Consider the following 26,060-nt stretch of genomic DNA (forward strand, 5'->3'; position numbering starts at 1 on the left):
TATAGTGCAGGCGCTCTGCCCCGATGATCCCGTCGCCGAGGAGGCCGCCCCATGGAACCCGTCACGCTGATCACCGGTGGCTCGACCGGAATCGGCGCCGCCACCGCCCGCGCCCTGCTCAAGCAGGGCCACCGCGTGGCCGTCACCGGACGCGACGCGGGCAAGCTGGCCGCCTTCGCCACCACCGCAGGGGCGGGCGAGCGGCTGCTGACGATCACCGGCGACGCGAGCGAAGCGGATGACGTCGCCGCCACCGTCCGCCAGGTGCTGGACACCTGGGGCCGGCTGGACAACGTCATAGCGAACGCCGGCTTCTCCCTGCCCGGCAACCTGGAGACCCACGCCCCCGAGGACATGCGCGCCATGATCCTCACCAACGTCCTGGGCCCCGCCCTGCTGATCCAGGAGACCCTGCCCCACCTGAGGGCCTCCAAGGGCCGAATCGTGATCATCGGCTCGGTCGCCGGCGTCCGCCACACCCCCGGCAACCTGTACTCCGTCACCAAGTGGGCCGCCCACGCCCTCGCCGAGAACACCCGCCTCCTGGTCGGCCAGGACGGCGTCGGCGTCACCGTTGTCGCCCCCGGCATCGTGGACACCCCCTTCTGGCACGGCCGCGGCGGCACCCCCGAGGCAGCCGCCACGATGACCGGCGAGCAGATCGCGGACACCATCGTGTTCGCCATCAACCAGCCCGCCGGCGTGGACATCAACCACATCACGGTGCGGCCGACGGGGCAGGTCGGCTGAGGTCGGAGCTCCCAACGGCCTTACGGGGGAGGCGCCTTCGGCTCCGCCGGAGCCGGGCTGACGCCGGTTGTGCCGCAGGCGTGGGGTTTCGAAGCGCCTGGCATACTCGGGCCGTGATGGATGTCGAGGAGTTCTGGGCCCTGATCGACGAGGCGTGCGCCGAAGTCGACGCCCTGGAACCGGACTTCGACGATCGGCCCGACGCGATCGGGCGCGCGTGCGAGGAGCGGCTCGTGAGCCGCACGCCCGCCGAGATCGTCCAGTTCTCCCTGCGCCAGTGGCAGCTGCGCGACCGTGCCTACCGGTACGACCTGTGGGCAGCGGCGTTCCTCATCGAAGGCTGGTGGTCCGACGACGGGTTCATGGACTTCCGCGAGGGCCTCATCTCGCTCGGCCGGCACTGGTACGAGCGCGCGCTCGCCGACCCGGACTCCCTCGCCGACCATCCGGCGGTGCGGGCCGGCGGGGACGTGCTCATCGGGAACGAGGACTTCAACCAGGTGGCCCACCGGGCCTACCAACGTCTCACCGGTGAACCGGACGGGCTCGACGAGGCGCTGGAGGCCTCCCCGGAAGCCGGCCCGCTCCGCGTCATGACCGAGCCGGCCGGAGTTCGGTGGGACGTCGCCGATAGCGACGAGATGCGCCGCCGCCTGCCACGCCTCGCCGGAATCTTCCTGGACTGACACTCCGGCGGTGGATCCTGACCACGCCGGCGGACCCGGCGCGGGAGCGGATGCTCGGAGACAAGGCCTACGCGAACCGGGCGATCCGAGAAACCCGCTCGACCGGACCGCCCGCTTCAGAGACCCTACGGGCATGGAGTTCTTCGTCTACCACCGCGATCGGCCCGGCTCCGAGAAGCTGCGCACCGAGCTTTCGGAAGAACACTGGTCCTACATGGACCGATACGCGACGGAGATGATCGCCCGCGGCCCGACCCTCAGCGACGGTGGCACGCCCACCGGCAGTGTGCACATCGTCGACCTGCCGGATCCCGCCGCCGCCCGCGCGTTCGCCTTCGACGAGCCCGGCTACCAGACCGGCGCCTACCGGGACGTGCTGCTGCGGCGGTGGCGCAACATGCTGGGGCGCACCATGTGGGACTTCCCCGGTGGCCGAACCGGCGGCAACCGGTACCTGGTGCTCGGCCTCGGCACCCCGCAGGCCGCCGACCTGGCCGCCGTGCCGCCCGACAGCGATGAGCTGATCGCCTACGGGCCGTTGCTGTCGGACGACGGCGCCACCTGGCTGGGCACAGCGGCACTCGTCCGGGCGCCGGACCCGGACACGGCACGCGCCGTGCTGACTTCGGAGGGGTACGCCGACGTCGAGGTGCACAACTGGCAGTTCGGCGGGCGCCCGTCATGACCTGAGGACGTCCGGCCGACGTCGCAGCCGACAGCCGCGGCCCTTTGGATCGCTCGGCAGCCGGGCGATCACCGGTACCTGGTTTCCGGTGGCGAATGCGAGCAGCATCATCGCCCGCCGGTCTGGACATCAGCACCGCGCGATCATCCCCGCAAACGCGGGGCTACCGGACGACCTGCCGGGCCATGTCGCCGCCGAAGGGACCATCCCCGCGAGCGCAGGGCTGACAGGAAGTCCCGCGCAGCACACTGGCATATGTAGGGGCCATCCCCGCGAGTGCGGGGCCGACATCCCGAGGATGTCCCTGATCGGGCCTGGAATGGGGCCATCCCCGCGAGTGCCGGGCTACCTGGGCAACCCAGTCGCCGTTCGGGTTCTACGCGGAGCAATCCCGGCGAGCGCCGGGCGAGGCGACGATCCACACGACTTGCCAAGGGGCGAGGCGGAGGAGCAATCCCCGCAGGCGCGAGGCTGACGACGTGTAGCCGAGGGAGTTGGCGCTCAGGCCGGAGCAATCCCCGCAGTGCGGGGCTGACTATCCGGCTGCGGACGGCACGGTGGCAATCAAGGAGCAATCCCCGCAAGTGCGGGGCCGACGAAAACGTCCAGATCGAGTGCCAGCCCTCGCGAGGGCCATCCCCGCGCGCGGGGCCGACTCATTGGTCGTGTCCAACAGGTCGTCAGCCTTGGAGTGATCCCCGCAGGTGCGGGGTCGAAGCCTTGTACTCCATGTCCGTGCCGTCCGTCGTGGAGCAATCCCCGCATGCGCGGGGCCGACACCGCCGAGCGGAACATGGCGAACGTCGCCAGGGAGCAATCCCCGCGTGCGCGGGGCTGACAGCGCGGCCGCCAGAGTTTCGTCGTCGGCGTTGGAGCAATCCCCACGTGTGCCGGGTCGACGCCGACCTGAAGCTCGATGTCCATCAGCGGCTGGAGCAATCCCCACGTGGGCGGGGCCGACCGGGGGCCCGGCCCCTGCGAGTCGGCGTCAGGGAGCAATCCCGCGTGGGCGGGGCCGATCGCCTTGAAGACGTCACCGCCGTCAAGAACATGGAGCAATCCCCGCGTGCGCGGGGCCGACGACGTTACCGCAGGTCAGGACGCGGACATCGCGGAGCAATCCCCGCGTGCGCGGGGCCGACGCGATCAGGCTGGTGCCGGCGCGCAGCCGCGGGGAGCAATCCCCGCGTGGGCGGGGCCGACGTGCGCGGCCGTCTGCGGGACGCGGCGTACGAGGAGCAATCCCCGCGTGGGCGGGGCCGACTGGAGGCCCGCGTAGAGGCTCTGGCCTGCGGTGGAGCAATCCCCGCGTGTGCGGGGCCGACGTTTGCTGAGCTGCGGAGATTGGCGTCAGAGGGCGCTGGTTGATTCAGTTCGGGTGGGTGGCGGCCCGGCGAGGAGCTGGGGTCTTGCTTTCATCTCTCCCTGATCCGAGCTGAGTTGTCAGTGCGAAGTCTTGCGACACCGAAGCGTACTCGCGCGTGGGGGTCGATGCGGCGCTTGAGGGTGAGTGGAGAGTTGGTCGACTTCTTCGAGGGGCCCGGGCGTGGTGGCGTAGAGTCGGCGGATCCGGCCAGGTCCTGGTCGGCGGGCGGCGACGCGCCCGCGGCGGACGGGTTCAAGGCCGCTTCTCGGTAGGGTAATTCAGGCAGTTCTCCGCCTCTTGCGCTGCTGTTGCGCGGGCTGACAGGCTCTGCGCTGTGATCGGTGACAACGCGCTCGCAGTTGCGGAGGCGGTCGCCTCGCCGCGGTGGTCGCCGACCTTCGCGCCGGTGGAGGCCGTGGGCCTGCGACACCTCGAATCGGCCGAGTTCGTCGAGGCCGCTCTCGCCACAGCCCCCGGCAGGCCCGTCCGGCCGGCCGGGCCGCTGCCCGGGACGGCCGGCTTCGCCGTCGTGATGGCGCCGTTCGCGGGGCTGGCTGCGCGGCAGCTTTTCGGCAGACTCGATCCGGTGGTCGGGCAGGTGGTCGAACTTCCCCGCATCGTGCAGGAGTTCACCGCGACCACGGCTGCCGCGCTCGGCAGTCTGGCGGCGCGGGCGCTGGTGCTGGAGTTGCGGGTGGCCCGGGGTGAGGGGCGGCTGGCGGGGGCGAGTCCGCAGGACAGGTTCCGGGACTTTGTCGCCGCTGCCGGTACCCGGTCCGGGTTGGTGCGGCTGTTCGCCGAGTACCCGGTGTTGGCGATGCTGGTCGGCCGTACCTGTGTGGATGCCGTTGCGGCGACGGCCGAGGTGCTCACCCGGTACGCCGCCGACCGCTCCGAGGTGGTCGCCCGGTTGTTGGGCGGGCGCGACCCGGGGCCGTTGGTCGCCGTGGACCGGGCCGTCGGTGATGCGCACCGGGGTGGCCGTCGGGTGGCGGTACTGTGCTTCGCCGATGGCAGTCGGGTGGTCTACAAGCCCCGTTCGCTCGCGGCCGACCGCCACTTCGGCGAACTGGTGGACTGGTTCAACGCCCGCCCGGGGTCACCCGGGTTGCGTACGCCCGCTCTCCTGGCCCGGCCGGACTACGGCTGGACGGAGTTCGTCGAGGCCCGGCCCTGCGCCTCCGCGTCGGAGCTGGAGCGGTTCTACCGGCGGCAGGGTGCGCTGCTCGCCATCGCGCACGTCCTCGACCTCACCGACCTGCACCACGAGAACCTGATCGCCTGCGCCGACCACCCGGTGCCGGTGGACGTCGAGACGCTGTTCCACCCGCCCGGGTACGAGGGCGAGGACCGCACCGACGACGACCCGGCGGGCCGCGCGCTGGATGCGTCCGTCCAGCGGACCGGTCTGCTGCCGCACCTGGTGCTCGGGGACGAGGCCGCGCTGGACCTTTCCGGCCTGGGGGGCGGCGCCGGTCACGGCTCGCCGTTGGAGGCGGTCGGCTGGGAGGCCGCCGGTACCGACGAGATGCGGCTGGTCCGCCGGCCCGGCGTCGTCGACGGCGGGGTCAACCGCCCGCAGCTGGGCGGTGTCGAGGCCGAGCCCGCGGCTCACGCGGGGGCGCTGGTGGCCGGTTTCCGCGCTGGCTACCGCGCGATCCTGACGGGCCGGCGGGAGTTGGCCGGACTGCTGCGGCGCTTCGCCGCCGACGAGGTCCGGGTGGTGACCCGGGCCACGCAGGTCTACGCGACGGTCCTCGCCGAGGCGACCCACCCCGACGTGCTGCGGGAGCCGGGCGACCGGGAGGGGCTGCTGCGGCTGCTCGGTACGGACGCCGTGGACGACCAGGGCTGGCCGGGACTGCTCGACCATGAGGTCGCCGAGCTGTGGGACGGCGACGTGCCGGTGTTCACCGCCCGTCCGGGTGGCGTCGACCTGTGGAGCGGCACCGGTGCTCGTATCCCCGGCGCCCTCGACCGGCCCGGACTGGCCCGGGTGATGGAGCGCCTGGCGGCGATGGACGAGGCCGACCTCGCGGGGCAGGAGCGGATCATCCGGGCGTCGTTGGCCTGCCGTGCCGCGGAACCGGCCCATCCTGCCGCGGTGCCCGTCCCGCGCACCCCCGAACAGGACGGTGAACTGCCCGCCCCCGAGCGGCTGCTCGCCGCCGCCCGGGACATCGGCGACCAGCTGGTCGAGCAGGCGCACCGGGGGCCGGGGCAGGCGAACTGGCTGGCCATGGAGCTGCTCGGCGAGCGGTACCGCAGGCTCGCGCCCTGCGGTGCCGACCTGGGGAACGGATACACCGGGGTCGCCCTGTTCCTCACCCAACTCGCCGCGGTCACCGGCACGGACCGCTACGCGGACACGGCGCTTGCCGCGCTGCACCCGGTGCCGGAACTGCTGGAGCGCCTCGCCGCGCTCCCGGACGAGGACCTGGGCGCGGTCGGCTCGGGCGCCTTCACCGGGCTCGGCGGCATCCTGTACGCCCTCGCGCAGACGGCGGTCGCCCTGGACGACGCCGGGCTGCGCGCCCTGGTCGAGCCGGCGGCCGATCTGACCGTCCGGGCCGCCGGGGCCGAGCAGCCGCTCGGTGTGCTCGACGGCACCGCGGGCGGTCTGGTCGCGCTGCTGGCCGCGCACCGGGTGTGCCCGTCGGCCGGGCTCCGGCGCGGCGCGGGTGCCTGCGCCGACCGGCTCGCCGCCGCGCCGGTCCCGGTGGAACCGGGCTTTGCGACCGGCGCGGCCGGGGTCGGCTGGGCGCTGCTCGGCTTCGCCTCCGGCGGGGGCGGGGAGCGCTACCGCCGGTCGGGGCTGGCCGCGTTGCGTTCGGCCGTGGCCGCGGTGCCGTCCGTCGGGGCCGACCTCTCCTGGTGCACCGGCCGGGCCGGGGTGGCGCTGGCGGTCGCGGACCGGGCCGAGGCGATGGCGGACCCGGGGTCGGCCGAGGCCGTCGCCGAGGTCGTCGGGCACCTCGCCGGCGCCGGACCGCTGCCCGATCACGGTCTGTGCCACGGCGAGTGGGGCGTCCTGGAGCTGCTGCACCGAATGCCCGACCGTCCGGCACTTCGGGCCCGCGCCGCCGGTGCGGTCCGGCGTGGCCCGCGCTGCCCGGCCCCCGGCGGGATCACGCCGCCCGGACTGCTCACCGGTCTGGCCGGCCTCGGCCACGGCCTGCTGCGGCTCGGCTTCGCCGACCGCGTCCCGTCGGCGCTGCTGCTGCGGGCACCGAACCCCTGAGCCCCGCCGTCAGCCCGTCCGACCGAACCACCTTGCCCGACCGAACCAGCCTGCCAAACCGAACCACCGTGCGCAGCCGAACCACCGTGCCCGGTCGGGCCACTGTGCCCGAACCGCGGTCACAGCAACGCGGTCGCCTCCGAGACCGTCGGACGTCGACCTTCGAGATCATCTGCCGGAAGGGAACACCGTTCATGAACACCACCGCCCTCGCGCAGCGCCCGATGCAGCCCGCCGGCGCGCACCGCGCCGCCACCGTCGATCACCCGGCGGGTGAGATCCGGCTGCGGACCGGCGGCGGGCTCGGCCGCCGGTCCCGACTGCTCAGCGGGCCCACGGCGTTCCGCTCCACCAGCGCGTGGACCACCATCAGCAAGGTGGTGGGTGACGAGCGTCACTGACCGCGCCGCCGGGCGGGCCGGATCCGAACGCACCGCCGGGCAGGCCGGATCCGGCCGCACCGCCGGACGGACCGGCCGGAACAGGCAGGCGGGCCCGGGCCGCGCACCCCGCGGCAGCACGACCACCTTCCTGTGGAGATCACTATTCATCACAACTTCGGCACAGTAGCCTGCGAATGTGCGCAACACTTCCCCGACGATCATTGGCCGTGAGACCGAACTCGGGCTGCTTGAGAGCAGCCTGAGCGGTCTTCAGTCCCATGCGGGCCGCGCGGTCTTCCTGGTGGGGGAGGCGGGGATAGGCAAGTCCCGGCTGGCGGGGGACTGTGCCGGCCGGGCCGAGGCGCTGGGCCTGCCGGTGCTGCGCGGACGCGGCAGCCCGACCAGTGCCGGGATCCCGTACCGCCCGCTCATCGAGGCGTTGAACTCCCGCTTCCGGGTCGTCGGTGTCCCCGACGACCCGGAGCTGGAGCCGTACCGTCCGGCGCTGGGCCTGGTGATCCCGCAGTGGCGGCACACGGCCGTGCCCGGCTACCCGGAGAGTGCGGTCGAGCTGGCCGAGGCCGTGCTGCGGCTGCTGGCCGTGCTCGGCCGGGACGGTGGTTGCCTGCTCGTCCTGGAGGACCTGCACGAGGCCGACTCGGACACCATCGCCGTGGTGGACTACCTGGTCGACAACCTGGCCGGACTGCCCGTCCTCCTGGTGGCCACCCTGCGGCCCGAGCCGGGGGCCGCCCTGGAGCTGGCCCGGGGCGGTGAGCGGCGCCGGGTCGCCTCGCTGGCCGCCCTGGAGCCGCTCGGGCCGACGCAGATCGGCGCGCTCGCCGCCGGCTGTCTGGAGCTGGGCTCCGAGCAGGTGCCCGCCGCGGTGGTCGACCGGCTGAGCACCATCAGCAACGGGAACCCCTACCTCGTCGAGGAGTTGCTGACCGAGATGGTCGGCTCCGGGGCGCTGCGCCAGGACGGCGACGGCTGGGTGGTCGTCGGCGACCTGGCGGCCGCCGTGCCGGCCAGCGTGGTCAGCGGCCTGCGGCACCGACTGGAGCAGCTCGATCCCCAGGTGCGCGACCTGCTGCTGCTCGCCGCCACCCTGGGCACCGGCTTCTCGCTCGGCACGCTCCAGCTGATCACCGGCCACAGCATGCGGCTGCTGCTCGACCACCTGGCGGCGGCGGCCGCCTCGGGCTTCGTCGTCCCCGACTCCACCGCCGTCGACCAGTACGCCTTCCGGCACGCGCTCACCGCGGAGGCCCTGCTCGCGGGGCTGCCGCCGGCCGAGCGGGCCGTGATCGCCCGCCGGGCGGCCGAGGCGATCCTGGCGGCCGACCCGGCGCTCGCCGACGGGCGCTGCCAGCTGGTGGCGCGCCTGCGGGAGCTGGGCGGTGACCGGGCGGGGGCGGCGCTGCTCTACGCCGAGGCGGGCCGCCGGGCGCTCGCCGCGGGGGCCTCCGCCACCGCGGTGAAGCTGCTGGAGCGGGCCCACGAGTCGGCCGCGGCGTCCGACCGCACCGACGTCATCGAGTCGCTGGTCTACGCGCTGGCCGAGGCCGGTCAGCTGGACCGGGTGTTCGCGCTGGCCGAGTCGCTGCCGGCGGCCGGGGCCGACGCGCTGGACATCGAGCGTCGCATCGCCCTGCACACCAGGCTCGCCTGGGCGGCGGTGATCGCCGAGCGCGCCGCCGACACCCGGACGCAGATCGCCGCGGCCCGTGCGCAGCTCGGCGGCTCCGGCGATCCCCGCCAGACCGCCGCCCTGGCCGTGGTCGAGGGCCACCTGGCGCTGCTGCCCGGCCACGGCGGGGCGACGGCGGAGACCGAGCGGCTGGCCCGCGAGGCGGCCGAGGTCGCCGAGCGCGAGAAGCTCCCCGTGGTGGCCTGCCAGGCGTGGCAGCTGCTCGCCCTGCTGGCCCGCGAACGCGGCTTCGACGACGCGGACGCCTGCCTGGAGCGGATGCTCGCCGTCGCGGAGACGCACACCCTGCCGGTCTGGCGGGTGGAGGCGCTGCTGCGGCTCGGCGGGAACGCCTTCATGCGCACCGGTGACGCGCGTCGGATCCGGGAGGCCCGGGACGCCGCCCGCGACCTGGGCGCCCTCGTCCTCGCCCAGCACGCGGAAGGCCTGCTGGCCATGGACGCCCTGCAGCGTGCCGACTTCACGGCCGCCCGGGAGATCATCGACCGCTGCCTGGAGCCGAGCGCCCGGATGCGCAACCTCGGCAGCCACCGCTACCTGCTGCTGGTGGCCGCCACCCTCGCCGCCCACCAGGGCCGGCGGCGGCAGATGGAGCGGGAACTGCTCCGCTTCGAGCAGGCCGACGACTCGGACTCCTTCCTCACGCCGGTCCTGCACGGCCTGTGCCGGGCGTTCTGCGCGCTCCTGGAGGAGAACCGCGCCCGGGCGGGTGCCGACCTCGCCGCCGCGGCCGCCTGGGAGGACCGGCACCCCAACGTGTTCTACCTCAGCGGACGGTACGGCCTCGGTGCGCTGCTCGGCGTCCTCGCGGGCACCGCCGACCGCACGGCGTACGCGACGGTCCTGGCGGCGCCGGCCGCCGCCCTGGCGTGGAACCGGCAGTTCATGCTGCTGGCCGACGCCGTCCTGCTCGGACGCGAGGGCCGCGGCGGGGAGGCCGCCGGCCGGGTGGAGCAGTCGCTGCAGGCGTCCCGGGGGTTCCCGACCGCCCGGCACCTCGGACTGCGCCTGGTCGCCGAGGCCGCCCTCGCCGACGGCTGGGGCGAGCCGGTCGCCTGGCTGCGGACCGCGGAGGAGTACTTCCACGAGGCCGGCGTGCGCTCCGTCGCCGGCGCCTGCCGGTCGCTGATCCGGCAGGCGGGCGTGTCGGTCGCCCAGCGGCGCAGCGGGCGGGAGCTGATCCCCGAGACGCTGCGGGCGAGCGGGGTGACGCCGCGTGAGTACGACGTGTTCGCCCTGCTCGTGGAGCGCCTCGGCAACCAGGACGTCGCCCAGCGGCTGTCCATCTCGCCCCGGACGGTGGAGAAGCACATTGCCAGCCTGCTGCAGAAGACGGGCAGCGCGGACCGCGCGGAGCTGTGCCGCCTCGCCCGGGCGCTGTGCGGGGACTGATCGGGGGAAGTGACCGGGGGCTCCGGGCGATGCCGGACGGGGCGGGGACACCTTGCTCCCCGCCCCGCCCGGCATCGCGTCCCGACGCGTCCGGCCTCCTATGCTTCGGGGCTGAGGAAGTCCGGGACGTCGGTGCCGAGGCCCTGCTCCTGCGCCCTGTGGTGGACCAGGTCGGCGACGGCGAGGTCGAGGACGCCGAGGCCGAAGGGCGAGAAGACCGTCAGCGCCTCGGGGTCGCGGTGGTGGCGGCCGCCGGTGAGGATGGCGCCGATCGAGTCGGCGATGAAGTCGCGGTGGCCGGTCTGCTGTTCGGCGAGGTGCAGGGAGGTGGACTCGCGGCAGACGTGGTCGCCGTCGTCGACGATGTTGACGCTGGACAAGATGGTCTCCGGGGCGAGGTCACGCAGGGACAGGTGGAGCAGCAGCGTCCCCGGTCGGCAGGGGGAGGGGTCCAGGTGCGGGGTGGAGGCGGTGGTGGCCAGGGAGACCAGCCGGTGGGCCGCCAGGGCGTCCTCGATCCGGTCGGCCGTGGTGGTCTTGAGCCCGGGGAACCGGGCCGCGCACCGTTCGGCGAACGCCTGGGCGCGGGCCGGGTCGAGGTCGAACAGGGTGATTTCGGCCAGGTCGGGCAGCAGGGCGCGCAGGAAGGTGAGCACCTCGAAGTTGATCACGCCGCAGCCGATCAGGGTGGCGCCGGTCTGCGGCTCCTGCGGGGCGAGCGTCGCGGCCGCGAGGGCGGCGCTGGCCGCGGTGCGCCGGGCGGAGATCACCGAGCCCTCCAGCAGTACCTCGGGGTGGCCGGTGCGCATCGAGTTGAGGATGATCGCGGCCGAGGCGCGCTCCAGTCCGGAGGCCAGGTTGCCCGGGAAGGACGAGATCCACTTGATGCCGGCGACCGGCTCCCGGTCGTCGGCGTCCCCGGTGTTCCCGAGGTAGCCGGGCAGGGCGATGATCCGGTTGCGGGCCTCCTCGGGGAAGCGCAGGAAGAGCGAGTGGGGGAGCGCGGTCCGTCCGGCGGCGTGCAGCCGGTACGCCCGGCTCACCGCCTCGACCACCTGGTGCTCCGCACCGTCCAGGACCTGCCGGACCTCGCGGGCTGTCAGGATCAGCATGGTGTCACCTCGGCCATCGGACCGTTCTCCCTCCACAGGTGGGTGACGTCGCCGAAGTGCGACGTGACCCAGTCGTCGTCGTAGATCGTGTCGAGGTAGCGCTCACCCCGGTCGGGGAGGATCACCGCGCAGGTCGCGCCGGGCGGGATCCGGTCGCCCATCTGCCGGACCGCGGCGAGCACCGCGCCCGACGAGCCGCCGGCGAGGATGGCCTCGCGGTGCGCCAGGCGCCGGCAGTTGACCACGCAGTCCAGATCGCTGACGTGCACCACCTCGTCCGCCAGGCCGTCCTGGTGGAGTGCCGGCCGGACGGCGGCGCCGTGGCCGGGGATGAGCCGGGGCGCGGGCCGGCGCCCGAAGATGACGCTGCCTTCGGCGTCGACGGCCACGATGGTCACCGGGAGCTGCTGCTCCCGCGCGTACTCGGCGCAGCCGCGCAGCGTTCCGCAGGAACTGGTCGCGCAGAACAGGTAGTCCGGGCCGCCGGGCAGGGCCTCCCGGATCTCCCGCATGGTCGCGTGGTGCGAGCGCGGGTTGAGCGGGTTCGAGTACTGGTCCGGCCAGTAGGCGTGTTCGGTCCTGGCGAGGATCTCGCGCACCCGCCGGATCCGCACCGGCAGGTATTCGCCGGTGGCCGGGTCGGTCCGGGTGACCACCTCGACCTCGGCGCCCAGCGCCCGCATGATCGCGATGTTCTGCCGGTTGGCGCGGGGGTCCACCACGCAGATGAGGCGGATCCCGAAGTACCCGCAGACCTGGGCGAGTCCGATGCCCAGGTTGCCGGAGCTGGACTCGACGACGACCGACAGCCCGGGGATCAGCCGGCCCGAGCGGATGCCCTCGCTCAACAGCTCCAGTGCGGAGCGGTCCTTGATGGAGCCGCCCGGGTTGTGCGCCTCCAGCTTGGCGAAGAGGCGGAAGTGGCTGGTCGGGTCGATTCTGGTCAGCTCGACCAGCGGCGTTCGGCCCACGGTCCGGAGTACACCGGCCGGCACGGTGTCAGACATGCGCACGGGCCCCGTCGATGGTGTCGCCGTCGGTGCGGCGGCGCGGGCTCGTCGGCCGCGTCCCGGTCCACGCGGGCCCGGTGTGCGGCTCCACATCGTCGACGACGATCCGGGACGTGCAGGTTTCGGTGGCTTCCTCGGCCACAACTACCCTCCTAGCCTTAAGGTTTGACACTGCGACGGGGCGAGCCTGCCGGGCTGTGGGGAACGGCGGCAAGAGACAAACGGGCAGCGGGACGAGCATGCGCGCGGTGCCGCTGTGTCCCCGGGCCGCGAAGCCCGCAGCGCACGGCGGACCGGCCGGTCACCCCGGGCGGCGGCGCACCCGCGCCGGACGGCCGCAGGACGGCGTACGGGCCGGCGTACGCGACGCGGCACTCACGCGCCGCGGGCCACGCGCCACGGGTCACGCGTCACGCGCTCGGAGCGGACTCGGTGGCGGTGGCGTCGGTGATGCCGGCGGCGTCCTCGGCCCCGGCCGCGGTGGCGCCGTCGGCGGCGGCCGGCTGCCCGGGGGCGACGCCGGCCAGGGACGGTGCGGAGCGCACGGAGGGGCTGAGGGTGGCGGTCGCGCCGAGGAGGACCATCCAGGCGGCCAGGACCACCACGGTGGAGTGCGCCCCGAACCGGGCGAGCAACTCGCCGCCGATCAGCGAACCCAGCGGGACGGCACCGAAGGCGATCAGGCCGACCGCGCCGATCACCCGGCCCTGGATGGCGTCCGGGGTGACGGCGAGCTGGTAGGCGGAGGTCACCACGTTCCACACCGGCCCGACGAAGCACATCAGGGCGTACACCGCGCCGATCAGGTACGGGCCGTGGACCACCAGGAGCACCGGGACCAGCAGCGCCCAGGCCCAGTTGGCGCCGATCACCACGGTCCGCATCGACAGCCGCCGTTCCAGCTCGGGCGCCAGCAGCGAGCCCAGCACCCCGCCGACCGCTCCCAGGCCGAACATCACGCCGATCTGTGCCGGTGAGCCGCCCTGGTCGCGCGCCATCAGGATGACCGTCAGGAACACGGCCTGGAACAGCAGGTTGCTGCCCGCGATCAGGAAGGTCGTGGTGCGGATGAACGGCTGGCGCCACAACCAGCGGACGCCTTCGGTGAGTTCGCGGTGCAGCGGGCCGCTGCGGGGGCGCCGTTCGGCCTGGAACTCGGTGCGGATCAGCAGCAGGGAGACCAGCGACCACAGGTAGCTGACGGCGTCGAAGAGGAACGGCAGTGCGCGGCCGAAGCCGAACAGGGCGCCGCCCAGCGGTTTGCCGAGCATCGTGGCGCCGCGGGCCCGCGCCTCGTTGCGGGAGAGCGCGGCGGCGAGCTGGGACGGGTGCACCACGTTGGGGACGGCCGCCGAGGCGGCGATCTGGAAGCACACCGTCAGCGTGCCCTCGGTGAAGCCCACCGCGAGGATGTGCGGCAGCGACAGCCGGTCCAGCAGCAGGGCCGCCGCGACGCTGCCGATGGCCAGGATGCGCAGCACGTCGCACCAGATCATCGTCCGTCGGCGGTTCCAGCGGTCGACCAGGGCTCCCGCCGGGAGCTGGAACAGGAGTTGCGGCACCAGTGCGACGAAGCCGGCGGCTCCCGCGTCGGCCGGGGACCCGGTCAGCGCGAGGACCAGCAGCGGGTACGCCACACTGGAGGCGTTGGATCCGAGCCCGGAGACCGCCGCTCCCTGCCAGAGCAGCAGGAAGTCCCGGTTGCGCAGCAGCGGCGGGACGTTCCGGGGGACTTCCTCGCGCACGGTGTCGGTCATGGTCCGATGCTGGGAGGCCGGCCGCCCCGGGCCCAGAGAAGGACCGGCAGTCACGCGCGCAGTTCGCCGCCGGAACCTCGGCCGTGCTGACCCTGCCGCCCCTTTCCCGCAGTCGGCAGGCTGACGCCGGGCCGGTGGAGCGTCACCGGACCGCTGACCCGGTCGCACGCACAGGAAGGCGAAGGATGAGCACGAGCCCGAGCTCCCGCACGGAGCTGCTGCAGCGGCGCCTCAGCGGCTTGACGAAGAAGCGGCAGGAGGGGATCGCCCCCGTGCCGCGGGACGGCGCGCTCCCGCTGTCGTTCGCGCAGCGCCGGATGTGGGTGCTCGACCGGCTCCGGCCGGGCGGCGTCGAGTACCTGATGCCGCTGCTGCTGCGCCTGCCGGGACCGGTGGATCCGGTGGCGCTGCGGCGCGCGCTGGACGCGCTGGTCGCCCGGCACGAGGTGCTGCGCACCCGCTACCCGGCCGTGGACGACGAGCCGGTGCTGGTGATCGACGCACCGGGGCCGATCGCCCTGACCACCGTCGACCTGGCGTCCGACGGGCCGGAGCAGGCCGAGCGCCGGCTCGCCGAGCTGGTGGCCGAGGACGGCCGGCAGCCGTTCGACCTGGCTGCCGGGCACCCCGTCCGGGCGCTGCTCGCCAAGCTCCCCGGCGACGCGTACGCGCTGCTGCTGACGATCCATCACATCGCCTCGGACGGCTGGTCGGAGGACGTCCTGCTCGGCGAACTCGGGCGGCTCTACGAGGCGTTCGCGGTCGGCCTGCCGGACCCGCTCGGCTCGCCCGCCGTGCAGTACGCGGACTTCGCCGTCTGGCAGCGCGAGCAGCTGTCCGGCGACCGGCTGGCCTCCCAACTCGCCTACTGGCGCGACACCCTGGCCGACCTCACCCCGCTCGCGCTGCCCACCGACCGGCCCCGCGGTCCGGTCCGGGACGCCGCCGGCGCCGTCGCGATGTTCACCGTCCCGGCCGAACTCGTCGTGCCGCTGGAGGAGTTGGGCCGCAGCCGGGGCGCCACCCCGTTCATGGTCTTCCTGGCCGCCTTCCAGCTCCTGCTGGGCCGCAGTTGCGGGCAGACCGACGTGGTGGTCGGCACCCCCGTCGCGGGCCGGGAGCAGGTCGACGTCCAGGCCATGGTGGGCCTGTTCGCCAACACCGTCGCCCTGCGCGCCGACCTCGCCGGCGACCCGTCGTTCCTGGAACTGCTCGGCCGCGTGCGGGAGTCCGCGCTCGGCGCGTTCACCCACCAGGAGACCCCGTTCGAGCGGCTGGTCGACGAGCTGGCGCCCGAACGCGACCCCTCCCGCAACCCGATCTTCCAGGTGGTCTTCCAGCTCGCCGCGCACACCCCGGCCGAGCCGGGTGCGCTGCGTGCCGAGCTGCAGGCGGTGGACTGGCACCCCGCCAAGTTCGACCTCTCGCTCGCGCTCACCACCACCGCCGACGGCTCGATCAGCGGCGAACTGGAGTACGCCACCGCTCTGTTCGACCCGGAGACGATCGAGCGGACCGTCGCGCACTACCTGCGGCTGCTGGCCGGGATAGCCGCCGACCCCGGCCGACCGGTCAACCGGCTCGACCTGCTGCCCGACGCCGAGCGCGAACTCCTCGCGTCCTGGAGCGGAGCCGGCCGCAGCTACCCCGCCGACGAGACCCTGCCCGAGGTGTTCCGGCAGTGGGTGGAGCGCACTCCCGACGCCCCCGCCGCGACCTGCGACGGCGTCTCGCTGACGTACGCGGAACTGAACGCCCGGGCCAACCGGCTGGCCCACCGGCTGCGTGCGCTCGGCGCCGGCCCGGAGAGCCTGGTCGGCGTGCGCTGCGAGCGCGGGCTCGGCCTGGTGGTGGCGCTGCTCGGTGTGCTCAAGTCCGGTGCGGGCTACCTCCCGCTGGACCCGGGCCAGCCGGCCGACCGGCTCGCCTACATCCTCGCCGATGCCGGGGCGACCGTCCTGGTCGCCGACCGGAGCACCGGCGAGGAGAACGTCACCACCGTGCTGCTCGACGAGGCCGACCGGGACTGGCCCGAGACCGACCCCGCCCCGCCGGCGACGTCCGGCAACACCGCCTACGTCATCCACACCTCCGGCTCCACCGGGGCCCCCAAGGGCGTCCCCGTCACGCACGCCAACGTGCTGCGCCTGCTGCGCTCCTGCCAGGAGGACTTCGGCTTCGGCCCGGACGACGTGTGGACGCTGTTCCACTCCTACGCCTTCGACTTCTCGGTCTGGGAGCTGTGGGGCGCGCTGCTGAACGGCGGCCGGGTCGTGGTGGTGCCGTTCGCCGTCTCGCGCTCCCCGCAGGACTTCCTCGACCTGCTGGTCGCCGAGCGCGTCACCGTGCTCAACCAGACCCCCTCGGCCTTCCGCGGCCTGCAGGAGGCCGTCGCGCTGGCCGACCTGCGCCCCGAGGCCCTGTCGCTGCGGACCGTGGTCTTCGGCGGCGAAGCGCTGGACGTGGCCGAACTGGGGCCCTGGTTCGAGCGGTTCGGCGACCGGCGGCCCGTCCTGGTCAACATGTACGGCATCACCGAGACCACCGTCCACGTCACCCACCGCCCGGTGCGGGCCGAGGAGACCGCCGGTGCCCGGCGCAGCCCGATCGGCCGCCCGCTCGGCGACCTGCGGCTCCACCTCCTCGACGCGGAGCTCAACCCGGTGCCGATCGGCGTCCCGGGCCAGCTCCACGTCTCCGGGCCCGGCCTGGCCCGCGGCTACCTGAACCGCCCGGGGCTGACCGCCGAACGCTTCCTGCCCGACCCGTACGCCGGCACACCGGGCGCCAGGATGTACCGCACCGGGGACCTCGCCCGCTACGGCGCCGACGGCGAACTGGAGTTCCTCGGCCGGGCCGACAGCCAGGTGAAGATCCGCGGCCACCGGATCGAGCCCGGCGAGATCGAGGCGGCCATCGGCGCCCTCCCCGACGTGGACAAGAGCCTGGTGATCGCGCACCGCGGCGCCGAGGAGCGGGAGGCCCGGCTGGTCGCGTACGTCGCCCCCCGGGCGGGCCGCACCCTCGACGTGGCGGAGCTGCGCGCGGCCCTCGGCCGGACGCTGCCCGGCTACATGGTGCCGGCGGTCTTCGTCCCGCTGGCGGCCTTCCCGATGACGGCCAACGGCAAGATCGACCGCCGCGCCCTGCCCGCCCCCGAGGCCCACCGCGCGCTCGGCGGCGCCGAGCACGTCGCCCCGCGCACCGGCACCGAGCGGGTCGTCGCCGAGACCTGGGCCGAGGTCCTGCGCCTGCCCCGGGTCGGCGCCCTCGACAACTTCTTCCACCTGGGCGGCGACTCGATCCGGGCGATCAAGGTCGTCGGCGCGCTGCGGCGGCGCGGGATCGACCTGACGGTGCAGAACCTGCTGGTGCACCAGAGCGTCGAGGGCCTGGCCCGGTTCGCCGACCAGGCCGCGCCCGGCGGACCGGCCGGCGTGGAGGAGCAGCGGGTGGCGCCGTTCGAGCTGCTCTCGGCAGCCGACCGCGCCGCCCTGCCGACCGGCCTGGTGGACGCCTACCCGCTCGCCATGGTGCAGGCCGCGATGGTCTACCAGATGCTCGCGGACCGGGACGAGAGCCCGTACCACAACATCACGCTGTTCCCGTTCGTCGACGACGCGCCGTTCTCGCTGCGCGCGATGCGGGAGGCCGCGGCCCGGCTCGCCCGGCGGCACGAGATCGTGCGCACCAGTTTCGACCTCACCGGGTACTCCGAGCCGCTCCAGCTCGTCCACGCCGACGGGACGGTGGAGGTCGGCCACGACGACCTGCGCGGGCTCGACGAGGAGCGGATCCAGGCCGAGCTCACGGAGTTCACCACCCGGACCCGCCGCACGCCCTTCGACATCGGCCGGGCGCCGATGCTGCGCTTCCACGTCCACCAGACCGCCGACGACCGCTGGACGTTCTCCTTCATCGAGTGCCACGCGATCCTCGACGGCTGGAGCCACCACTCGCTGATCGACGAGGTGATGCGCGACTACCGGGCGATCCGCGACGGGCGGGCCCCGGCCGACACCGGGCAGCGGCACACCGTCCGCTACGCCGACCACATCGCGCTGGAGCGGCGCTCCCTCGCCGGCACCGAGGACCGCGCGTTCTGGCAGCAGCGGGTCGGCGACTTCGAGCGCGTCGTCCTGCCGCCGTCCTGGGCCGCCGACCCGGCGGCCGGCGAGCGGCCGTACCAGGTCACCGTTCCGTTCCACGACCTGGAGCCGGGCCTGCGCGCGCTGGCCGCGGCCGGCGGGGTGCCGCTCAAGAGCGTGCTGTTCGCCGCGCACCTGAAGGCGATGGCCGTGATCAGCGGCAGCCGCCGCTTCCACAGCGGACTGGTCTTCAACGGGCGCCTGGAGACGGAGGGCGGCGAGCTGGTGCGCGGCATGCACCTCAACACCGTGCCGCTCGGCGTCGAACTGACCGGCGGCACGTGGCGCGAGCTGGTGGGGCAGGTCTTCGCCGCCGAGGTGGACGCCTGGCCGCACCGCCGCTTCCCGCTGCCGGAGATGCAGCGCGCCTGGGGCGACGGCAGCCCGCTGGTCGAGGTGTCCTTCACCTACCTGGACTTCCACGTCCTGGACGACCGGCAGATCGATTCCGGCAAGGTCGTCGACGTCAGCCCGAACGAGTTCGCGCTGGACGCCTCGACCTTCCCCGGCGTGTTCGTCCTCTACGGCCGCCCGGAGCGGATCAGCCGGGCCAACGGGGAGCGGCTGGCCGGGCTGTACCGGCGGATCCTGGAGGCGATGGCCGCCGACCCGCTGGGCGACTCCGGCGCCGACGCCCTCGCCGCCGAGGAGCGCGAACTGCTCGACCGGTTCGCGACCGGCCCCCGGACGGCCGCCCCGGACGCCTGCGTGCACGAGCTGTTCGAGCAGCAGGCCGCCCGCACCCCGGACGCGGCCGCGCTGCACTGCGCCGACGGCAGCACCGTCGACTACGCCTCACTCAACGCCCGCGCCAACCGGATCGCCCGGCGGCTGCGCGGGCTCGGCGTCGGCCCCGAGTCGAAGGTCGGGGTGCTGCTGCGCCGGGGCCCGGACCTGGTCGCGGCACTGCTCGCGGTCCTCAAGTCCGGTGCCGCCTACCTGCCGCTCGACCCCGCCCACCCGGCCCGGCGGCTGGCCGGCGTGCTCACCGAGACCGGCGCCGCGGCCGTCCTCACCCAGGCGGAGCTGGCCCCGCTGGTCGCGGGCCTGCCCGCCGAGGCCGTGCTGCTCGACCGCGACACGGAGACCGACGCGCAGGACGGGGACGACCTCGGCCCGATCGCGACGCCCGCCAACCTGGCGTACATCGTCTACACCTCCGGCTCCACCGGCACCCCCAAGGGGGTGATGATCGAGCACCGCTCCCTGGTCAACTACGCGACCTGGGCGGGCGCCGAGTTCCCGGACGTGCACGGCACCGGCTCGCCGCTGTACTCCGCGATGGCCTTCGACCTGCCGGTCACCTCGCTCTTCCCCGCGCTGCTCTCCGGGCGGCCGGTCACCCTCACCGAGGACGACGGCACCCCCGGCCTGGACGGTCTGGTCGCCGTCCTGGAGCGCGGCGGATTCGGCCTGGTCAAGCTGACCCCCACCCACCTGGCGCTGCTCAACCAGACCCTGCCGCCCGCCGCGCTCGCCTCCGCCACCGACCGGTTGGTGGTCGGCGGCGAGGAGCTCACCCGCGAGGCGCTCAGCGCCTGGACCGAACACGCCCCGGACACGGCGGTGGTCAACCACTACGGCCCGACCGAGGCGACCGTCGGCTGCTGCATCCTGAAGTCCCGCGCCGACAGCCTGCCCGAAGGCCCGGTGCCGATCGGCCGGCCGGTGGCCAACACGGTGATGCGGATCCTCGACCGCGACCAGCGGCTCGTCCCGGTCGGCGTCATGGGCGAGCTGTACATCGGAGGCGCCCAGCTGGCCCGCGGCTACGCCGAGCGGCCCGCGCTGACCGCCGAGCGCTTCGTCCCGGACCCGTACGCGGCCGCGCCCGGCGCCCGGCTCTACCGCACCGGGGACCTGGCCCGCTACCGGGAGGACGGCCTGCTGGAGTTCGGCGGCCGGGCGGACAACCAGGTGAAGATCCGCGGCTACCGGGTCGAGCCCGGCGAGGTGGAGGGCATGCTCCGTCGCCACGGGGCGGTCCGGGAGGTCGCCGTCCGGGTGCGCACCGCGGCCGGCGGCGACCGCAGCATGGTCGCGTACGTCGTGCCGCGCGAGGGCGCGGACATCCAGCCCGTGGAGCTGCGGGACTGGCTGCTCGGGCACCTGCCCGAGTACCTCGTCCCGTCCGCCTTCGTCCTGCTGGACGCCCTGCCGCTGACCCGCAGCGGCAAGGTCGACCCGCACGCCCTGCCCGAGCCCGAGGCCGACAGCCTCCCCGCCACGCCGTACCTGGCGCCGCGCACCGCGATCGAGGGCCTCCTGGCGACGGCGCTCGCCGAGGTGCTGGGCCTGCCCCGGATCGGCATGGACGACTCCTTCACCGACCTCGGCCTGCACTCGCTGATCGCGATGCGGGTGATCGTCAAGCTCCGGGAGGAGCACGGGACGGCGGTCGCCTTCCGTGACTTCTACCAGCACCGTACGGTCGCCGAGCTGGCCCGGGCGATCGACCCCGCCGTCGCCGCCGACCTCGCGCCCGCGCTCGTCGCCGACCCGGCGAACGCCGCGGACGACCTCGCGGACTCCGTGCTGTGGCTGCGGCGCGAGGGCGGGCGGGCACCGCTGTTCTGCGTCTACCCGGGCGGCGCCCAGTGGTACGTCCACCTGGCCGAACACCTCGCCGAGGACCGCCGGGTGGTCGGCCTGGAGTGGCCCGGCCTGCACCGCGACGTCGCCTCCCCGCAGAGCATCGGCCGCGTCGCCGAGCAGTTCCTCGCCCGGATCCGGGCCATCCGGCCCACCGGCCCGTACCACCTGCTCGGCTGGTGCGGGGCCGGACCGGTCACCAGCGAGTTGGCGCACCGGCTGCACCACGACGGCGAACAGGTCACCTTCGCCCTGCTCGACCCCGCCCTGGACAGCCACACCCGCCGGAACCTGTGGGACGAGGCGGCGATGCTCGCCCGCGGCGAGAGCCTGCTCGGCGAGCTCGACCTGGCGGAGGGGGAGGAGGAGATCGAACTCCTGCAGGCGGAGTTCCTCAAGGTGCTCGACCACGTCATCGACGAGGGCCCCAAGTTGGCGCCCCGGCCCGGTGACACCTTCTGGGCGGGCCGGCTGAAGGTCTGGCGCGAGCTGGCCCAGGCCACCCTCGGCTACCGGCACCGGCCCTACCCGGGGCGGATGCACCTGCTGATCGGCGACGAACTCGCCGGCGGCGCGCACGACGTGGCCTCCGGCCAGTCCTTCCGGGACTACGTGACGCGCTGGACCGAGCTGACCCCCGGGGGCCTGGAGGTCCACCGGGTCGGCGGCGACCACCTCGGCGTGCTGCAGCCGCCGCACGTCGCCGGGCTCGCCGGGGTGCTCGACGGGCTGATGGCGGAACAGGACTGACGGTCGGCGGCAGTCGAGGCCGGCCCCCCGCGGCGCAACCGCGGGGGGCCGGCCTCTGCGTGTCGGCCTCTGCGTGTCGGCCTCTGCGTGTCGGCCTCTGCGTCCCCGTCACTGCGTCCCCGCCGCTGCTGGCCCGCGCCTGCCGGACACGCCGAAGGGGCCGCCTCCCGGTGGTTTCCGGGAGGCGGCCCCTTCGGCCGGGCTCACTCGTCGCCGGCCCCCGCGGGGCCGCCGCCGACGCACCACTCCAGCACCGCGCGGGCACTGTGGTACTTGTTCTCGGCCTGCTCGAAGGCGATCGAGTCGGGCCCGTCGAGCACCTCGGCGGTCACCTCGTCGCCGCGGTGCGCGGGCAGGTCGTGCATGAACAGCGCGCCGGGGACGGCGTCCATGACGGCCTTGTCGACCCGGAACGGCTCGAAGAGGCGCCGCCAGTCGGGGTCGGGCTTGGTCGTACCGGTGGTCTGCCAGCGGGTGGTATAGACCACGTCGACCTCGGGCAGGTCGGCCATGTCGTGCCGCTGCTCCACCAGCGCGCCGCTGCCCGCCGCGTACTCGGCGGCCCGGTCGAGGTAGCGCTGCTCGACGCCGTAGCCGGCCGGCGTGCGCAGGTGCAGCGCCGTCCCGGGGTAGCGGGAGAGAGCCAGCGTCAGCGCCGAGGCGGTGTTGTTGCCCTCGCCGACGTAGAGCACCCGCAGGCCCTCGATCCGCCCGAACCGGCCGAGCAGCGTGGTGAGGTCGGTCAGCGCCTGGGTGGGGTGCTCGACGGCGCTCATCGCGTTGACGACGGCCATCCGCTGCTGGGCGGCGAACGCCCGCAGCTCGGCCTCGGTGCCCACGGTCCTGGCCACCAGGACGTCGAGCATCCGGGACAGCACGGCGGCGGTGTCCTCGACCGTCTCCCCGGTGTTCTCCTGCAGGTCGCCGGGGCCGTAGGTGATCAGCCGGCCGCCCAGGCGCAGCGTTCCGGCGGAGAAGGCGGTGCGGGTGCGGGTGGAGGTCTTGCGGAACAGGACGCCCACCACCGCGTCCTGCAGCGGACGGGCGTCCTCGCAGCGGCCGGCCGCGAAGTCGGCGCCGCGCTGCACGATGCGGTGCATGGACTCGAAGTCGAGGTCGTCGATCGAGATCAGGTGGCGGCGTATCGGTCGGGACATTGCGCGCTCCTCACGTGATGGTGTGTCAGATCGCCTGCAGGCCCTGCCGCAGCACGTCGAGGCCCCGGTCGAGCAGTGCGAGGTCGACGGTCAGCGGCGGCAGCAGCTTGACCACTTCATCATCACGGCCGCAGAGTTCGACGATCAGCCCCCGCTCGAAGGCGTACCGCTGCAGCCGGTCGGCGCGCAGGGCGCCGCCGGAGGCGCCGAGGTCGATGCCGAGCGCCATCCCGCGTCCGCGCATCACCAGGTCCTGCCCCAGCGCGGCCAGTTCGCCGCGGAAGCCCTCCAGGCGGGCGGTCGCGGCGGCGAGGTGGGTGTGGAAGGAGTCCTGGCGCCACAGCTCGCAGGCCGCGGTGGCGGCGACGAAGGCCAGCTGGTTGCCGCGGAACGTCCCGGTGTGCTCGCCCGGCTCCCAGGCGTCCAACTCCCGCTTGAAGAGCACCATCGACAGCGGGAGCCCGTAGCCGCTGAGCGACTTGGACAGCGTCACCACGTCCGGGGTGATCCCGGCGTGCTCGAAGCAGAAGAACCGGCCGGAGCGGCCGCAGCCCGCCTGGATCTCGTCGAGGATCAGCAGGATCCCGTGCCGCTCGGTGAGTTCCCGCAGGGCGCGCAGCCACTCGGCGCTCGCCGGGTAGACCCCGCCCTCCATCTGCATCGGCTCCAGGATGACCGCGGCGGGCAGGTCGACGCCCGAGGAGGGGTCGGCGAGCAGCCGCTCCAGGTAGCCGATCGAGTCGAACGCGCCCTGCGGGCCGTCCTCGTAGGGGACGAACGTGACGTCCTGGCCGCTGACCCCGCCCGCCCGCCGGGCCCGGCGGCTGCCGGTCACCGCGAGCGAGCCGCGCGACATGCCGTGGTACGCGCCGGTGAACGCGACCAGGCCGCTGCGGCCGGTCTGCTTGCGGGCCAGCTTGAGCGCGGCCTCGACGGCGTCGGTGCCGGTCGGGCCGGTGAACTGCGCCTTGTAGTCCAGCCCGCGGGGGCGCAGCACGGTGTCGGCGAAGGCGGTCAGGAACTCCCGCTTGGCCACGGTGTACATGTCCAGGCCGTGCGCGATGCCGTCGGCGGCGAGGTACTCGGCCACCCGGGCCTTGATGAAGTCGTTGTTGTGCCCGTAGTTGAGCGTCCCGGCGCCGCAGAAGAAGTCGATGAACGTCCGGCCGTCCTCGGCGTGCAGTTCGACGCCCTTGGCCCGCTCGAAGACGGCCGGGAACTTGCGGCAGTACAGCCGGACCTCGGACTCCAGCTCCTCGAAGGTCTTGAACTCGTGCTCCGGCAGGGGATCCTGGCCGGTGGTCGGGGTGTCCTCGGCGATGTCCATCGGGTCCTCTCGGGAGGGATCGAACCCGCGGCGGGCCGCTCGGGGCGGCGCCCGCGGGTGGAGGGAGGGTTCGCCGTGTCCGCCTGGTGGACACGGGCAGGAGCAGCGTGCCGCCGGACCGCGGCACGGTGCCAGGGAACGAGTGGCAGCCTCGGCGCCGGGGCGCTGCGCGTTTGTCCCGGCCGGCGGCCGTGCCCGGCCGCGAAGGGTCCCCGGCCGGCGGTCAGATCAGCCCGGTCCGCACGGCGTGCGCCACCGCGTGGGCCCTGTTGTGCACCTGGAGCTGGCCCATCAGCTCGTAGATCACGTTCTTGACGGTGTGCTTGGAGCAGCTCAGCGTCCGGGCGATGGCCTCGTTTCCGTGGCCGTCCGCCATCAGCCGCAGTACCTCGATCTGCCGGTCCGTCAACGGCGAGCTGCCCGAACGCCGTTGTCGGCCGGTCGGCTCCGAGGAGCCGTTGAGCAGGCAGGCGAGCACCGGGTGGGACAGCCGGCCCTCGCCGCGGTGCGCCGAGTGGACGGCCGCGGCCAGCCGCGCCGGCGTCGCCTCGGCCGACAGCAGCACGGCCCGGGCGCCCGCCTTCAGGGCCCGCAGCACACCGTGCCGGGACAGCACGTCGGCCACCACCACCAACAGCCGCTCGCCGCTGCCCGGCAGGGCGGGCCGGCAGGCCTCGATGGCGCCCTCCACCGTGTCGCCGACGGCCACCAGCACGTCCCGCGACTGCGGATCCGGCACGTGGACCGGCCGGAGCCCCGCCACCACCAGCTTGGCCTCCACGCCCGCGCGCGCCACCGCGTCGCTCGACCGCACCCGCACCCTGGGCCCCGCGGTGGGGCGGATGGCCGTCGCCACGGCCGCAGCGGGTGCCGTGCTCCTCGCGGCCGGGGCCGCCGTCGTCGCGATCACAGCAGACCCGCCCGCAGGGCGAAGGCCACCGCGTGCGCGCGGTTGCGGAGCCGGAACCGCCGGGTGACGTCGTGCACCACGGTGGTCACGGTGCGGGAGGAGTAGCACAGTTCACGCGCGATCTCCTCGGTCTCCCGGCCGTCGGCGACCAGCCGCAGGACGGCCTGTTCCCGCTCCGACAGCTCCCAGCCCGCCGGGGCCGCCACCGCGCCGGCACGGCGGGTGCCGTCCCCGCCGTCGAGGAGCCCGTCCAGCAGGTCCGGCGGCAGGGTGCAGTCGCCCGCGGCGGCCGCCACGACCGTCCAGGCCAGCCGCTCGGCGGTGGCCTCGGAGCGGCGCAGGAGTCCTCGGGTGCCGGCCGCGAAGGCCTGGGCGGCGTCGCCGGCCGCCAGCTCCGTGGCGACCAGCACGATCTCCCGGCGCTGGTCCGCCTCGCGGGCGGAGCGCACCGTCTCCATCACCTCGGGGGTCACCCGGTCCACCATGATGACCGCGACCTGCGCCCGTTCCCCGGGCAGTGCCACGGCGATGTCACCGTGGCACTGCAGGCTGGTCCGCGCACCGGCCTCCAGCACCGGGTCCTGTGCGACGACGCTGACTCTCACCGGTTCGCCCATCGGCTCCTCCTGGGGTGTGTGCCCGTGCCCGACAGGTAGAGAGCATCGACCGGTGGGCGCCGCGCGGCATCGGGTGACGGCCCCCAGATTTCCCGAGCGGCCCGCGCGCCGGACCGGCGCCGGACGACTCCGACCTGCGCGGGGCTCCGCGCCACGTCCCACGCCGCCCGGCCCGGCGGCGCCCGGACCGCGGATCGTCCGCCGTCGGACGGTCGTGGCGCGAACCGCCGGGCCGTGGCCAGGCCGGACGGAGAAACATGGGGGCGATGCCCCCATGAAGGGCCGGGACGGTCCGGGCCGCCGGTGGTGGGGCCGACGCGGCCGGAGCGGTGGCGTCCGCCCACCGGTGCCCGGCTGTGGGGGGGGGGCGCCGGGGGGGGCCCCCCCCCCCCGGCCCCCCCCGGGGGGGGCCCCCCCCCCGGGGGGCGCCCCGCCCCGGGGCGCCCCCGGGGCGGCCGGCGCCGGA

At 74.4% G+C, this 26,060-nt stretch carries 15 protein-coding genes; 7 read left to right on the plus strand and 8 right to left on the minus strand.

Annotated features, from left to right (window positions below; all coding sequences use genetic code 11):
• Positions 1–51 precede the first annotated feature (51 nt).
• The 6 genes from ACIRST_RS03965 (at position 52) to ACIRST_RS03990 (ending at position 10,214) form a co-directional block, all read left to right on the plus strand.
• The gene (locus ACIRST_RS03965; RefSeq protein WP_402799796.1) at positions 52–750 is read left to right on the plus strand and encodes an SDR family oxidoreductase; all 699 of its coding nucleotides are present in this window, start codon (positions 52–54) and stop codon (positions 748–750) included.
• Positions 751–866: 116 nt separating this feature from the next.
• On the plus strand, positions 867–1,436 hold the full coding sequence (locus ACIRST_RS03970; RefSeq protein WP_402800132.1) for a DUF4240 domain-containing protein: 570 nt from the start codon (positions 867–869) through the stop codon (positions 1,434–1,436).
• A 133-nt stretch (positions 1,437–1,569) separates the two neighbouring features.
• On the plus strand, positions 1,570–2,121 hold the full coding sequence (locus ACIRST_RS03975; protein WP_402799799.1) for a YciI family protein: 552 nt from the start codon (positions 1,570–1,572) through the stop codon (positions 2,119–2,121).
• Positions 2,122–3,821: 1,700 nt separating this feature from the next.
• Positions 3,822–6,728 (plus strand): type 2 lanthipeptide synthetase LanM family protein, encoded by a 2,907-nt coding sequence (locus ACIRST_RS03980; RefSeq protein WP_402799801.1) that lies wholly within the window; start codon positions 3,822–3,824, stop codon positions 6,726–6,728.
• 194 nt (positions 6,729–6,922) lie between these two features.
• Entirely contained in the window at positions 6,923–7,129 is a 207-nt protein-coding gene (locus ACIRST_RS03985) for a hypothetical protein (protein WP_396550198.1), read from the plus strand.
• 178 nt (positions 7,130–7,307) lie between these two features.
• Positions 7,308–10,214, plus strand: a complete 2,907-nt coding sequence (locus ACIRST_RS03990; RefSeq protein WP_402799804.1) for an AAA family ATPase — start codon at positions 7,308–7,310, stop codon at positions 10,212–10,214.
• Between the two features lie 98 nt (positions 10,215–10,312).
• Here the strand turns inward: ACIRST_RS03990 and sbnB are convergent, their stop codons facing one another.
• The 4 genes from sbnB to ACIRST_RS04010 all read right to left on the minus strand — a co-directional run bounded on the left by sbnB (position 10,313) and on the right by ACIRST_RS04010 (position 14,093).
• Positions 10,313–11,326 carry a 2,3-diaminopropionate biosynthesis protein SbnB gene (gene sbnB / locus ACIRST_RS03995; RefSeq protein ID WP_402799807.1) on the minus strand — a complete coding sequence of 338 codons (1,014 nt, stop codon included), beginning with the start codon at positions 11,324–11,326 and terminating at the stop codon, positions 10,313–10,315.
• Positions 11,320–12,333 carry a 2,3-diaminopropionate biosynthesis protein SbnA gene (gene sbnA, locus ACIRST_RS04000; protein ID WP_350525596.1) on the minus strand — a complete coding sequence of 338 codons (1,014 nt, stop codon included), beginning with the start codon at positions 12,331–12,333 and terminating at the stop codon, positions 11,320–11,322. Before sbnA ends, sbnB begins: the two co-directional genes overlap by 7 nt.
• Positions 12,326–12,478 (minus strand): hypothetical protein, encoded by a 153-nt coding sequence (locus ACIRST_RS04005; protein WP_350525597.1) that lies wholly within the window; start codon positions 12,476–12,478, stop codon positions 12,326–12,328. Before ACIRST_RS04005 ends, sbnA begins: the two co-directional genes overlap by 8 nt.
• Positions 12,479–12,746: 268 nt before the next feature.
• The gene (locus ACIRST_RS04010; protein ID WP_350525598.1) at positions 12,747–14,093 is read right to left on the minus strand and encodes an MFS transporter; all 1,347 of its coding nucleotides are present in this window, start codon (positions 14,091–14,093) and stop codon (positions 12,747–12,749) included.
• A 185-nt stretch (positions 14,094–14,278) separates the two neighbouring features.
• On the opposite strand from ACIRST_RS04010, the gene ACIRST_RS04015 reads away from it, so the two are divergent.
• Positions 14,279–21,583 (plus strand): amino acid adenylation domain-containing protein, encoded by a 7,305-nt coding sequence (locus ACIRST_RS04015; RefSeq protein ID WP_402799812.1) that lies wholly within the window; start codon positions 14,279–14,281, stop codon positions 21,581–21,583.
• A 203-nt stretch (positions 21,584–21,786) separates the two neighbouring features.
• On the opposite strand, the gene ACIRST_RS04020 is transcribed toward ACIRST_RS04015, so the two are convergent.
• The 4 genes from ACIRST_RS04020 to ACIRST_RS04035 form a co-directional block, all read right to left on the minus strand.
• Complete coding sequence (locus tag ACIRST_RS04020) at positions 21,787–22,740, minus strand: ornithine carbamoyltransferase (RefSeq protein ID WP_350525600.1); 954 nt, start codon at positions 22,738–22,740, stop codon at positions 21,787–21,789.
• Positions 22,741–22,765: 25 nt separating this feature from the next.
• On the minus strand, positions 22,766–24,067 hold the full coding sequence (gene ectB / locus ACIRST_RS04025) for a diaminobutyrate--2-oxoglutarate transaminase (RefSeq protein ID WP_402799815.1): 1,302 nt from the start codon (positions 24,065–24,067) through the stop codon (positions 22,766–22,768).
• Between the two features lie 223 nt (positions 24,068–24,290).
• Positions 24,291–24,923, minus strand: coding sequence for a response regulator transcription factor (locus tag ACIRST_RS04030; RefSeq protein ID WP_402799819.1), 633 nt, complete (start codon positions 24,921–24,923; stop codon positions 24,291–24,293).
• A gap of 50 nt (positions 24,924–24,973) precedes the next feature.
• Positions 24,974–25,594: a LuxR C-terminal-related transcriptional regulator gene (locus ACIRST_RS04035; protein WP_350525603.1), complete on the minus strand. Its 621-nt coding sequence runs from the start codon at positions 25,592–25,594 to the stop codon at positions 24,974–24,976.
• Between the last annotated feature and the right edge of the window lie 466 nt (positions 25,595–26,060).

The organism is Kitasatospora sp. NPDC101447, from assembly GCF_044767225.1.
In the GTDB taxonomy this organism is placed as follows: domain Bacteria; phylum Actinomycetota; class Actinomycetes; order Streptomycetales; family Streptomycetaceae; genus Kitasatospora.

Excerpts from the sequence above, each read along its gene's own strand:
- ectB (WP_402799815.1), bottom strand. The coding sequence starts at position 24,067 with ATGGACATCGCCGAGGACACCCCGACCACCGGCCAGGATCCCCTGCCG.
- ACIRST_RS04035 (WP_350525603.1), bottom strand. The coding sequence starts at position 25,594 with ATGGGCGAACCGGTGAGAGTCAGCGTCGTCGCACAGGACCCGGTGCTG.
- sbnB (WP_402799807.1), bottom strand. The coding sequence starts at position 11,326 with ATGCTGATCCTGACAGCCCGCGAGGTCCGGCAGGTCCTGGACGGTGCG.
- ACIRST_RS04020 (WP_350525600.1), bottom strand. The coding sequence starts at position 22,740 with ATGTCCCGACCGATACGCCGCCACCTGATCTCGATCGACGACCTCGAC.
- ACIRST_RS03975 (WP_402799799.1), top strand. The coding sequence starts at position 1,570 with ATGGAGTTCTTCGTCTACCACCGCGATCGGCCCGGCTCCGAGAAGCTG.
- ACIRST_RS03985 (WP_396550198.1), top strand. The coding sequence starts at position 6,923 with ATGAACACCACCGCCCTCGCGCAGCGCCCGATGCAGCCCGCCGGCGCG.
- ACIRST_RS04015 (WP_402799812.1), top strand. The coding sequence starts at position 14,279 with ATGAGCACGAGCCCGAGCTCCCGCACGGAGCTGCTGCAGCGGCGCCTC.
- sbnA (WP_350525596.1), bottom strand. The coding sequence starts at position 12,333 with ATGTCTGACACCGTGCCGGCCGGTGTACTCCGGACCGTGGGCCGAACG.
- ACIRST_RS04010 (WP_350525598.1), bottom strand. The coding sequence starts at position 14,093 with ATGACCGACACCGTGCGCGAGGAAGTCCCCCGGAACGTCCCGCCGCTG.
- ACIRST_RS03970 (WP_402800132.1), top strand. The coding sequence starts at position 867 with ATGGATGTCGAGGAGTTCTGGGCCCTGATCGACGAGGCGTGCGCCGAA.
- ACIRST_RS03965 (WP_402799796.1), top strand. The coding sequence starts at position 52 with ATGGAACCCGTCACGCTGATCACCGGTGGCTCGACCGGAATCGGCGCC.